Annotated in this window: 13 protein-coding genes; 1 reads left to right on the top strand and 12 read right to left on the bottom strand. The window is 38.4% G+C overall.

Translation table 11 applies throughout. The features are described 5' to 3' along the window. Positions 1-567 precede the first annotated feature (567 nt). The 7 genes from RHABOEDO_RS10555 to RHABOEDO_RS10585 all read right to left on the bottom strand — a co-directional run bounded on the left by RHABOEDO_RS10555 (position 568) and on the right by RHABOEDO_RS10585 (position 7,406). Positions 568-3,234 (bottom strand): M60 family metallopeptidase, encoded by a 2,667-nt coding sequence (locus RHABOEDO_RS10555; protein WP_220017910.1) that lies wholly within the window; start codon positions 3,232-3,234, stop codon positions 568-570. 472 nt (positions 3,235-3,706) lie between these two features. Further along, complete coding sequence (locus tag RHABOEDO_RS10560) at positions 3,707-4,060, bottom strand: DUF807 family protein (protein WP_215217614.1); 354 nt, start codon at positions 4,058-4,060, stop codon at positions 3,707-3,709. A 119-nt stretch (positions 4,061-4,179) separates the two neighbouring features. Beyond that, positions 4,180-4,638 (bottom strand): hypothetical protein, encoded by a 459-nt coding sequence (locus tag RHABOEDO_RS10565; RefSeq protein WP_215217615.1) that lies wholly within the window; start codon positions 4,636-4,638, stop codon positions 4,180-4,182. A gap of 428 nt (positions 4,639-5,066) precedes the next feature. Continuing rightward, positions 5,067-5,489: a hypothetical protein gene (locus RHABOEDO_RS10570; RefSeq protein WP_215217616.1), complete on the bottom strand. Its 423-nt coding sequence runs from the start codon at positions 5,487-5,489 to the stop codon at positions 5,067-5,069. A 319-nt stretch (positions 5,490-5,808) separates the two neighbouring features. Then, positions 5,809-6,231 carry a transposase gene (locus tag RHABOEDO_RS10575; RefSeq protein ID WP_220017911.1) on the bottom strand — a complete coding sequence of 141 codons (423 nt, stop codon included), beginning with the start codon at positions 6,229-6,231 and terminating at the stop codon, positions 5,809-5,811. A gap of 142 nt (positions 6,232-6,373) precedes the next feature. Next, entirely contained in the window at positions 6,374-6,541 is a 168-nt protein-coding gene (locus RHABOEDO_RS10580) for a transposase (RefSeq protein ID WP_215217055.1), read from the bottom strand. Between the two features lie 250 nt (positions 6,542-6,791). Then, positions 6,792-7,406 carry a hypothetical protein gene (locus tag RHABOEDO_RS10585; protein WP_220017912.1) on the bottom strand — a complete coding sequence of 205 codons (615 nt, stop codon included), beginning with the start codon at positions 7,404-7,406 and terminating at the stop codon, positions 6,792-6,794. Between RHABOEDO_RS10585 and RHABOEDO_RS10590 the strand changes: the two genes are divergently transcribed. After that, on the top strand, positions 7,396-7,752 hold the full coding sequence (locus tag RHABOEDO_RS10590; protein WP_220017913.1) for a hypothetical protein: 357 nt from the start codon (positions 7,396-7,398) through the stop codon (positions 7,750-7,752). The genes RHABOEDO_RS10585 and RHABOEDO_RS10590 overlap by 11 nt on opposite strands. 272 nt (positions 7,753-8,024) lie before the next feature. Here the strand turns inward: RHABOEDO_RS10590 and RHABOEDO_RS10595 are convergent, their stop codons facing one another. From RHABOEDO_RS10595 to RHABOEDO_RS10615, 5 genes are all read right to left on the bottom strand, one after another. After that, positions 8,025-8,882, bottom strand: a complete 858-nt coding sequence (locus RHABOEDO_RS10595; RefSeq protein ID WP_215217053.1) for a hypothetical protein — start codon at positions 8,880-8,882, stop codon at positions 8,025-8,027. A 33-nt stretch (positions 8,883-8,915) separates the two neighbouring features. Next, positions 8,916-9,701 (bottom strand): hypothetical protein, encoded by a 786-nt coding sequence (locus tag RHABOEDO_RS10600; RefSeq protein ID WP_220017914.1) that lies wholly within the window; start codon positions 9,699-9,701, stop codon positions 8,916-8,918. 121 nt (positions 9,702-9,822) lie between these two features. Continuing rightward, the gene (locus RHABOEDO_RS10605) at positions 9,823-10,659 is read right to left on the bottom strand and encodes a hypothetical protein (RefSeq protein ID WP_215217051.1); all 837 of its coding nucleotides are present in this window, start codon (positions 10,657-10,659) and stop codon (positions 9,823-9,825) included. A gap of 84 nt (positions 10,660-10,743) precedes the next feature. Next, the gene (locus RHABOEDO_RS10610) at positions 10,744-11,178 is read right to left on the bottom strand and encodes a hypothetical protein (RefSeq protein ID WP_215217050.1); all 435 of its coding nucleotides are present in this window, start codon (positions 11,176-11,178) and stop codon (positions 10,744-10,746) included. A gap of 91 nt (positions 11,179-11,269) precedes the next feature. Beyond that, positions 11,270-11,782: a hypothetical protein gene (locus tag RHABOEDO_RS10615; RefSeq protein ID WP_215217049.1), complete on the bottom strand. Its 513-nt coding sequence runs from the start codon at positions 11,780-11,782 to the stop codon at positions 11,270-11,272. Positions 11,783-11,934: the final 152 nt, after the last annotated feature.

Consider the following 11,934-nt stretch of genomic DNA (forward strand, 5'->3'; position numbering starts at 1 on the left):
ATCTTAACAAAAGCATTTCCAGCTATATCGCTTAAACAATCATACTCTCATGGATTAAAATACTTTAAAATTTTAGATTGCTTATTGGTTATGCAAGAGATCTATTGAATAAAACCCAAAACTGAGGTTAATAGACATTGTCTTGCCCATTTCATTTCGGATAGCATAATGGAGCGAAGAACCTCAAATAGTTTTCTTCAAAAAAAGACTCCGCAGATAACCCTGGACTTATCTCCCGCATTAAACTTTGCTGTCCAAGATCTTAAAAAACGCCTTTTATTTTGCAAGAGAAATATCAGCTCGGAGAGCTTATGAAGAATTAAGAGAATTTATATTCCTCTTGTGTGGAATTAGAGAACTTCTTGCATAACCCTCTATTTTAAGGCTTTCATTTTCTGATAGGGATAGGCACCATAGGTTGGGAAATAAAATGTTTGTACTGATGATATTACATATTCCTGCGGTCTCTGGGTACCACTCGAGGTTACCCGAATAAATACGTTGTTGATTCTGATTAAGTTGATTCCTCCAGAGCGTTTATAGACTGTGGTGATTCTTTCAGGTCCCTTAATAGCCTCCAAAGCCTGTATTAGTTATTTCATCGCGTTTATAGACTGTGGTAATTCCTTCAGGCTCTTCAGAGACCTTAATTGTTCCTTGAGAATCTTGATAGAATGTAAAGGTTTTTCCAGAGCGTTTATAAACTATATTGGTTGTTCCACCGCGTTTATCGACTGTGAGGGTTACCCCAGATCCTGGCATTGTTCCTTGAGAGCGTTTATAGTCTGATCTGATTCCTTCAGGTTCTTCATAGACTATGAGGTCTCCATCAGAGTATTCATAGACTTTGATGGTTCTTCCAGAGCGTGTATAGGCTATAGCGGTTCTTTCATAGCTTTTATCGACTATGATGGTTCCCTCGGATCCTCCATAGCCTGTATCTGTACCTGTGGTGGTTCCTCCGTGGTCTCCCGTACCTGAGCCTGTATCTGTGGTGGTTCCTGCATCGCTTTTATAGACTGTAGTGATTCCTTCAGGCTCTTCATAAACTTTGATGGTTTCAGAGTCTTCATAGACTTTGATGGTTTTTCCAGAGCGTTTATAAACTATATTGGTTGTTCCACCGCGTTTATCGACTGTGATGGTTCCCCCAGATCCTGGCATTGTTCCTTGAGAGGGGTTATAGTCTGATCTGATTCCTTCAGGTTCTTCATAGACTATGAGGTCTCCATCAGAGTATTCATAGACTTTGATGGTTCTTCCAGAGCGTGTATAGGCTACAGAGGTTACTCCATAGCTTTTATCGACTGTGATGGTTCCCTCGGATCCTCCATAGCCTGTATCTGTACCTGTGGTGGTTCCAACGTCGCCGCCTGTACCTGAGCCTGTATCTGTGTTGGTTCCTCCATCGCTTTTATAGACTGTGGTGATTCCTTCAGGCTCTTCAGAGACCTTAATTGTTCCTTGAGAATCTTGATAGAATGTAAAGGTTTTTCCAGAGCGTTTATAAACTATATTGGTTGTTCCACCGCGTTTATCGACTGTGATGGTTCCCCCAGAGCCTGGGATTGTTCCTTGAGAGGGTTTATAGTATGATTTGATGCCTTCAGGTTCTTCATAGACCATGATGTCTCCATCAGAGTATTCATAGACTTTGATGGTTCTTCCAGAGCGTGTATAGGCTACAGAGGTTACTCCATAGCTTTTATCGACTGTGATGGTTCCCTCGGATCCTCCATAGCCTGTATCTGTACCTGATCCTCCTACGATCACCTTGTCATCTAAGGGTGAAGGTAGTTTCATCGCTCCAATTGCATCTCGAACATTCTGGCTATAGCCTAAACCCCAAAGATCAAAAAACTCCCTCAAATCTCGACCTGATGCGCGACTTGCATTTAATACAAACCAGTCTTTATCCTTCTGATTCGTATCGAATAGATTCCCACTATCTCCGTAATTCCAAGCTTCTCTGTAAGCTTTGCCGAGCTTGGCGTAAAAATCATCTCCATAACTAAACAACAACTGCAAAAACATTAGTAGCCGTATGAACTCATTGTTTACATGCCCTGGCTTTTCAATTGATGTCCTGAAATCATAAGTTTTAGACGACATAGCATCAAAACCACCTTGAAGAACAGAAGGGTCAACCTTAGCATTGATAAAATTCGGCACTGATTTTGGATCCCAAAATCTATCATTTCCATACTCTGGATCATCGAGTCTAAAAATGGAAGCTCGGCTAATCTCATAACTCCCAAATTTATCTTGTTTCCCTTTAAAAAGGCGCTCGGCCACCATTTCATAAATATTGGCAGTAACTTCTGATTCAGATCCCCAAGACCATCCCATGGTATGTGCATGGCCTAACTCATGCCAATCAACAAACTCAGTTCTTGACTTTCTTCTGTTTGGGTCATTGCACACAGCCACCACATTAGCGGTGACATAGTCACCACGTTCAAAGGTTACAACTTGTAAATTTTGCGTTGGAAAATGGAAGGCTTTTGAACTGTCAAAGCCATTCAATTTGTCATAAGCTGTACTGATAAGTAAATATTCTGATAGCAATTTACCGATATTTAGAGGAAGTTTTTTAGCTACATCTCCTAAAATATATATTCTATCGCGGCCACTCATCATCATCACTTGATTAAGTGAGTTAGGATTCTGACTGATGTTTTCTCGCCACTCTTTTTGCGAGTTTAGTCCAAAAACAAAGATGGGAACTTTCTTCGTTTCATTCTTAGGTACAGCTGTAATCTTAATCCTTTTTCCCCAACTTTTCATATCTCGGTTATTATTAATGCAGGCTAGCATAAGCGGGCCTGATGTCGTAGCTGTATAAATAACCGTTTGATGCTCGACCAATGCCATCGAGTTTAATTCTATATAAGGATAGTAAGTTCCCGTAACAGTGAAACAATTCGTTTGAGGGTTATCCAGAGCATCCACTGTAATAGCAATTTCATCTCCAGGCTCCATGAAAATATCCGTGGGGAAGTAACTCGTTCGGCGGGTAGAAAGGTCAAAGGCCATACGGGTTTTATCATGGGTAGGGACAATTCTATCATCACTTCCTGCCCCTCCATACTCTGTTACCGGAATGAAATAGCGATTATTTTCTCTATCGAAATAAGTTTCCAGGTTGCGTTTTAACCAATAAAGCGGGTCATTGGGGTTGTTTGATCGGTTTATAGCGGCTGTGGGATCTTTATCTAAAAGCTCTGGCGTCAAATCAAACTGACTTAAAGCTTCTTTAAATCCCTGACGGTTTTTATAAGAAGCCCACCAATAAGCTTCTAGAGCTTGTGAGCGTAAGTTTATTGTTTTGTCAGAAGACTGCTTTTCTTCGATGAATTGGGACTCATAGCGTTGTATACTTTCATTTGAAGTGGCTACATGTGTAGTAGTTGAAAATTCCTCATATTCCGATTCTTCATATTCTGACTGTCTGTTTAGATAATTTTTGAAAAATTCACGGTCGTCTATAACAAAATTATCTCTATTGACGGAGTTAGCTATATCTTCCTCTATCCAAGTTGATTCATAGATTTTACTTTCGTTAGGCATAACACCTATCCATGTGTATCAATTGTTATCGGTTGAAAAAACCATATCTTATTAATATCGCCAAAATAACCCGGTGCAGATGAAGAAAACTTTATATTTTGAACTTTTGCTTGCCATGTTTTTTTACATTTCTTTGTTAGATGCACTCTGACTGTGAGTATGCAACCATTATGATATCTGGATCAGCAGCACCACCATAAGATTCTATATCTATTGTAATCTGATAGGGATAGGCACCATAGTTCGGGAAAAATACAATGTTTGTACGGATGATATTACATATCCCTACGGTCTCTGTGCGACCATTCGAGGTTCCCTGAACAATAGGTTGTTGATTCTGATTAACCCGACGGCCTGTTAAGAAGACGCACGTATATTTGCCTGCAGCTGTTCGATTTACACTCAGATTTTCAATGGCTTTTTCCGTGTTACCAAAATAACTCAAAACCTTAGCTGTAGGACCTTCAAATGCAAAATAAACATTTAACATGTTCTCATTTCCTTAATAATTCAAACAATAATTATAAAACTGCAACTACCAACTGTTGGTTTTTTCTATCTTCGTGAATTAATCCCTAAATCATAAAATTCCCTGCACAAATAAGCACGTTACCCACATTCACAAGCATACTTTTGATTCCAGCAGTGTAATTCACAACTCAACATGACTACTGATCTATCTACAAATTGTGTCACATTAAATGTGAACCCTAATAGAGTTAAAAGTGCAATTGGTAAAGTTACTGAATTAACTACGTTCTTAGTCTCAATTTGAAATCTCACAAGATAATTGTAACCTTCTTTGTTTTTAGGTTGATATTTAGCAGTGGGATTGAGGACATTGACTACAGTACCCGAATTTTCCGGACCTTGACAAGTCACGTTAATAACAGGATACGCCGCTTCTGTTTCATCAATATCAGCTTTTGTAAGAAAGCTGGCGGTGTACCGACCTGTGTTGTTACGTGTTATCTGCGTATTTCGAGATTTATCATTATAATTTACCAATCGACAGGGCACATTTATTCCTGTTGTAGATGGAACAAAAGCAATTTTGATAACTTCCATATATCATTCCTTAAGGGAACATTTTCCCAGATGTTACTTAATATCTTCTGAAAAAAGCCTATTAAAAAAAATGCAGGTTACTAAGGCTTTATGTTCATTTCTCAAAAGAACACTAGGTTGCATTCACCTCACAACTGATGCGCCATGAATTTTAATTCCTGAAGAAATTCAAAAAAATCAAACTCTATTTGATGGCTTCTTTTTTGCATTCTTTGGCTTTCGCAGAAGGTCTATTTTCTCATGAATTAATCACCTACATCCTAAAACATCTCAAAATTGATACAGTACATTGGGGAATCCCTTCCTTGATTATTTTAAAAACAGCACGCTTTTTAAGATGATAAAAGAAATTTAAAAACAACTTTTCTTTTATAACTATTTATATACCTTAATTAAGGTGAATATGCGTATATAGCTAGATTATGTAATTAAACTAAAGAAATCTCGAAATCCATATTTATTATTATTCCACCAGCTGGAACATCCGCTTGCACATTAGCTGCATTGAATAAAACCAATGGGAATGTAAATAAATAGGAGTAACCATCCGAGTTCTGTGCCTGGTAGGACCAATAGGTAGTTTGATAAGGTAATACTATCGACCAACCTCCCGCAGCAGCAGCTTTTGCTGAAACCGTCTGTGACTTTAAGCAAGCCTTTTCAATCACCTCATCTGCGTTTCCTTTTGTTAAAAAGCTCAGTGTGAAAGTCCCAGCAATTGCGCTTGCAGCTAAGACATGGTTGCGATTCATGTTCTGATCAGAAAACTCGGATGCAAAAATATTTTTAGGCACTCCAGCTATTGGCGTAGGAATATCAAATTCAAAGTGAACTACCCGTTTCATGCTCATATCATACCTCCTTAAAAAAATTCTATCCCTAGCAACTAACAAAGATTTTGTTTGTCACTTCATTTTGACTTAGCACTTCGTGCTCTCCTCATCATATCGATAGCTATTGACATTGACAAAGCTCAGTATAACTTTTTTTAGTTTTTGCAGAGAGTCTATTTTCTCTTTTTACTTAAACTAAAAATTTTGATTCATATATTTTATATGAACCTATCTTGAATTAAATTTACTGTTTTAAAGATACTTGCCGACTTAAGAAATTCATCCAATATCCCAGTAGTCCAAACATTAATAGTCCGTTCCAATATATTGCCTTTCTTTACCAGCGCACTGTAAGACGACGGAAGCATGTCTTTAACCAAGAAATCGTTCTCTCAACGAACCAACGTTGCTTTTCAAGGTAGCAAATGCCTTTTATCTTATATCCCTTAGTGTTTCTTTTCCGAGCTATCAGAGGAAAAACCTCATGGGAAAGAACATCGATACGTGTTTGCTCTGAGTCATAACCTTTATCTGCTTCAAGTATGGGTACTTTTCCCTGATTCCATGCTTTTTTAATGAAGGGAATGACTTTCCTAAGCAGAGGGATCACTTGTTTTTTCTCATCCCCGGATGCTGATGTAAAAGTGATTGCAAGAGGCTTTCCTGATTTTTCTAACAGTAAATGCGATGTCACGCCTTTACCTTTGTAGCCATAATCAACTTGCTCTCCTCCTCCGCATCCGCTGGAAAAAAAAACCATCTACAGAGAGTCTCTGGGCATCAATACACCCCAGCTGTTGGCAAGCTTAAGCAGCTCTTCTAAAAATTGATCTAAAAATCCAGCAGATTGCATTCTTCCAAGCCATGCGTGTGCTGTTGAGGAATGAGAAAACTCCTTGTTTCTAGGTGCATCTTTCCAAGGAGCTCCTTGTCCGAAGCACCCAGAAAATAGTATTCACTACAGGTCTCCATGGCGCTAATTTTCTTCCATAATGGTTACGATTTACCCATTTTTCCATTTGAGGTTCGAGTATTTTAAACTGTTCTTCATTTAATCCTTGCTTGCTCATGTCATCTGTCTTTAGTTAAAAAATAAAAAGATCAGGTGTCATAGCGAAAATTTATATTCAATTCAAGATAGGTTCATTGTGTATACTAATCTTATTTCAAATTAAGAATTTATAAAGATTCATTTTTTAATAAGGAGGATTATTACCTGTTTGAGAATGTGAGTGATGCATAAAATTATTCCCATTTTTAAATTAAAAAAATCAGTCCCTATTGCTATTCAAATGGGAAATATAAGTAAAGTTTTAGAATTTAGATAGGTTCTATCAACAACCAACTTACTACTGAACCAAAATCCAAAGCAATACCGGTTGAGATACTAAAGCTGACTCCTGGTGTTCTTCCACTTACGCGTAAGAATCCTAAAAGGTTCAGAGAACTCTGCCTATTAACAGTCAAAAAAATACGAGTATTTGCTGTAACGGTGCTATTCAGCACTGTAGCTGTCCCAGCTGATAGAGTAACAACTCCCATTCTGGCGTTACTGCCCTCTTTAATTAAAAAGCCCGCACCTAGTTCTGAAATGGCAACCCCTGAAATAGAGGCACTACTATTTAGTATAGTAGCGACTTGCCTTAGAGTGTTTGTTATATTAGATGTCACCTGAAAAGAAATATTTGTTCCATTACTAGTGGTTGTCCAATTCTCATTTGCCTTCATGAGAAGAGACCCCATTGATGCAGCAGCAAAACCAGTGCCATTATAGCCCCTTACTCCCCATTCTGCCAGAATATCACCTCTTTGATTAGCTGTAGGGGCTAATACAGTTCCTCTTGCTGTGAGATGAATCAAATTCGATGCATTAGTAGCACTACTTCCTACATAGGATGTTTGTACAAGATCGCATTCTGTAGAGGTGGTTGGCATAACAAATTCCGCAGTAGATCCTAATAGAAATTGTGTAGCTGTTCCTATTCCCAGAAAAGGAGAGATAACCAAACTATTTGGAGGCGCTGTAGTTCCGGCTACGGTGCCAAAAGCTGCTGACCCATTGCAATCTAAAGTATTAATCCCTAGAAAATTATTAGAATTCCCTAAAGTTAAAGAGGTTAAATTTGAAGAGGCCGAAATATTTATTGCGTTTGTTATTGTTACCATTTTACATTCTTTATTTACCTATTATCTAAGATATTTAGTCCCAAAGTGTGATGGTAATTTTAAAACTTTTTGGTTCTTTTTGCCAATTTTCTTGGCCGTGAGAAGATGGCCATAGCCTTTTTTAAGATCTCTCTATCCTGTTTCCTATCTGCTAATTCTTTACGAAGGTGATACATCTCTTCATTGCAGGGTTTGATCTTGCCTGATCCAGGAAAGATCTTTTCTCCTTGCTCTTTAAATTCTTGAATCCACCTAAGCTAAAGTTCCCATAGGAACTTCAGAATCACGGGATATCGATTTTTTTTTGCTTTCTCATAAGAACCTCTTTAATAAATTTGTTTTAATTTATTCGGGTTCTTTGTGTCCCATTTATTGTAGCAAGATCATCTAAGGAGCTGGCTCAACTAATAGCCATGCAATACTCGAAGTATCCCCCATAGCAATAGAGGCGATGGTAAAACTAACCCCCGGTATTACTAATGCCACAAACACCTCTCCAAGAGCTAAACCAGAAGGATTGTTATTTGTAAGAAAAATACGCGTGTTAAGAGTCACTGTATTATTAGCTACTGTAACACTAGAAGGAGCTAAAAAAAGGGGCACTAATCTAGCTATTCCCATCCGAGCATTTGCTCCTTCTTTGATCATAAAACCTGATCCGGCCCTAGTAATCGCTAATCCGGAAATAGAAGCACTTGTACTAAGAGCACGAACAATCTCAGATGGAGTTGTTGAATTAGGAGGAGTTATTTGAAAACTAATTGCCGTCCCGTTAGCATTCGTTGTCCATGTTTCATTTGCCAACATGGTGATAGAAGCTTTGGAGGTTGTTACAAAATCAGTGCCGTTATACCCTCTTATTCCCCATATTCCCAATGCATCTCCCATCTGATTAGCCGTAGGCGCTAGCGCTGTGCCTCGTGCTGTAAAATGAATAAGGTTTGATCCGTTGGCAGATCCTGACCCTGCATAAGTTGTTTGTACAATGTTGCATTCAGATGAAGTGGTTGGCATGAAAAATTCTGCAGTAGATCCACTTAGGAATTGTGTTGCAGTTCTAACCCCTAAAAAACCACTGCCTACTAATCCATTTATAGGAGCTGCCATTCCTGCAAAAGTTCCAAAAGCCCCAGATCCTTTGCAATCTAATGAGTTAGCCCCAAGAAAGTTATTTGCATTTCCTAGCGTTAAAGAAGGAACAGAAGAAGAAACAGGTGTATTGGTTACATTTGCTATCTTTGGCATTTTAGGTACATCTAGCCTTATTTATTATGTTTCTTAAGGAGCAGGTTCTATCATTAACCAAGCAACAGAAACAGCAGCGGTTAGCAGGTTAGATGAAATAGTAAAACTAACCCCAGGTATTCGTGCTAATATAGTTAATTGTCCTACGTTTATCCCTATTCCGCTATTTGTTAAAAAAATCCGTGTGTTTGCTGTAACCGTATTATTCAACACGATAGCTATGCCTGCAACCAACATAACTATCCCCATCCGAGCATTCAAACCCTCCTTAACTAATAACCCTGATCCTAAATCAGTGATGGCAAGACCTGTATTTGTCGTATTTGTATTGATGATACGAGCTATTTCTCCAAGAGTTGTAGTCCCGTTTTTCGTCACAGAAAAAGTGATTGCCGTCCCGTTATTTGTAGCAGTCCAAGCCTGGGTGGTTATCATAGAAATGGTTGCTTTAGAGGTAGTGGTAAAAGCAGATCCTGTATAACCTCTTGCTCCCCATACTCCTAAAAGATCTCCGCTTTGGTTAGCTGTTGGTGTTAACGCTGTTCCCCTTGCTGTGTACTGCAATAAACTTGACGCATTAGTAGCGTTGCTTCCTACATAGGATGTCTGTGTAACATCACACTCAACAGCTGGCGACGTTCCCACAAATTCTGCTGTAGATCCTGTTAAGAACTGAGTAGCTGTTCCCACTCCTAAAAACCCACTAACAATGATTCCATTAGTAGGAGCAGCCGTTCCTGCAAAAGTCCCAAATGCACCAGACCCTTCGCAATCCAGGGTATTAGTTCCAAAAAAATTATTTCCACTTCCCAGCGTCATTGCTGGTATGCTAGAAGATGCTGGTATATTGATCGCGTTTGCTGTTTTTACCATGTTAGTTAGTGCTATTACCCATTCATACTTCTGTAGTCGCTAGTTATTAAAAAAATTAACTCAAAATTTATACCACGATAATGTTTCCAATACTGTTTATTACGTTCCAAATCGTGGCAAAACCTGGAACTATGCAAACGGCACGAATGCTATCTAATTGGTTTGTAGAAGTAAGAGATCCTCCAGTTCCAACTGAGGTTGTTGAAGAACCAAAGAAGATCTCTTGACCCGCATTTTGGTTGATTTTCCATCCAGCTGTACCTGCATTTCCATTACCTGTTATGTAAAATGTATCCCCGATAGCTGCTGTAGCAGGAAGATTGAAGACAACTTGGGCTGCATTGTTAGCAATATAACCGGTATTTGTCGCTATTGTTTGGGTTGTCCCTGTAACATTGACCCAAGTGATTCCACTATTTGTGACCGTTAGAGAAACCGTTCCGCCTAAAGAAACAGGACTACCGGTTACAGTAACACCACTTCCTGTGATTGTAATAGGAGGTGCTGTTAGAGTAAGAGTCCCTGCTCCTTGAGTTTGTGTAAGGCCTCCAGATAGTGTTAAAGTTGAAAAAGCTGCGGGACTACCCGTTGTTCCAATAAGTACTTGGCCATTTGTTCCCGCTGGAATACTTCCAATAGGGCCCGACCCATTCCCAATTAGGATGCTATTTGTAGGAAAAGTAGAATTACCGGTACCGCCATTTGTTACACTTAGAACGCCAGTGAAGCTATTAATGTTAGTTCCAGAAAAATTAACCTCAAAATTAGGGTTCCCATTAACACCATTGGGATTAGTAATGGTAACCGTGCTTCCTGTCGAAGTAAGAGTTCGACCAAAGAAAACACCAGTGGAATTGTTATAAGCAACAATTCCAGTCTGGTTTAAATTGATAGCATTTGCCATTTGTTTCCCTTTTTGTTATATTATAATTTATAAACAAATTCACTATTTTATATATTGAGCTTACTGTTAGTAATATTAAGAGTTTTATGTAATACCAAAATTCCCAGTAAAAGATATAGCTACCCATTTTATATTTGCTTGACTGCATACAAGGTAAAGAGTGTCACCAGAATTTAAAGAAGTAATTGTTCCGCCGAATGTTGTTTGTATGGCTCCCAGACATACTTGTTGAGTTGGTGCCATATTAAGCATCCACCCGTTATTCTCTGTTTCAGCCGTTACTATGAATAACACATCTCCAAAAGCTGATGAAGCAGGCAGCTTATATAGAGTGGATCCAGAAAAATTATCCATATAACCTGTGTTCACTGACATTTGAATGGGAGATGAAGTTACATCTACCCAAGTAATTCCTTTAGTGTCAGGCGTAAAAAAGGCTAGTGTATTCGTTACAGAATTACCAATAACAGCAATGTTTCCCCCACCTAAATTAATATTACCGTTTGCAATTGATAGCATTTGCCATTTGTTTCTCTTTTTATTATGTTTTAATTTATAAACAACTTCACTATTTCATATAGTGAGCCTACTGTTAATAATCTTAAGAGTCTTATGTACTACCAAAATTCCCAGTAAAAGATATGGCTACCCATCTTATATTTGCTTGACTGCATACAAGGTAAAGAGTATCACCAGGATTTAAAGAAGTAATTGCTCCGCCGAATGTTGTTTGTGTGGCTCCGAGATATACTTGTTGAGTTGGTGCCATATTGAGCACCCATCCGTTATTCTCTGTTCCAGCCGTTACTATGAATAACACATCTCCAAAAGCTGATGAAGCAGGCAGCTTATATAGAGTGGATCCAGAAAAATTATCCATATAACCTGTGTTCACTGACATTTGAATGGGAGATGAAGTTACATCTACCCAAGTAATTCCTTTAATGTCAGGCGTAAAAAAGGCTAGTGTATTCGTTGCAGAATTGCCAATAACAGCAATGTTTCCCCCACCTAAATTAATGTTACCGTTTGCATCAGGAGAAATAGCTCCGCCACTGGTTAATCCTGTCAAGGTGATAGTACCAAATTGACTAGGAGGAAAAGGATCACAGCTAAATGCCATTTTTTACTCTTCTGTAAAGAAGCTAGGAAAAATTCATTAAAATAGAGTTACTAAACCAGCTTTGCGGAGTAGATAGTAATTTAATGTTCAACACTCGATGCTAGAGATCATTAGTTTTTTATATTTTATTTTTTATCTCATATAAAGTTAAA

The organism is Candidatus Rhabdochlamydia oedothoracis, from assembly GCF_019453995.1.
Taxonomy (GTDB): domain Bacteria; phylum Chlamydiota; class Chlamydiia; order Chlamydiales; family Rhabdochlamydiaceae; genus Rhabdochlamydia; species Rhabdochlamydia oedothoracis.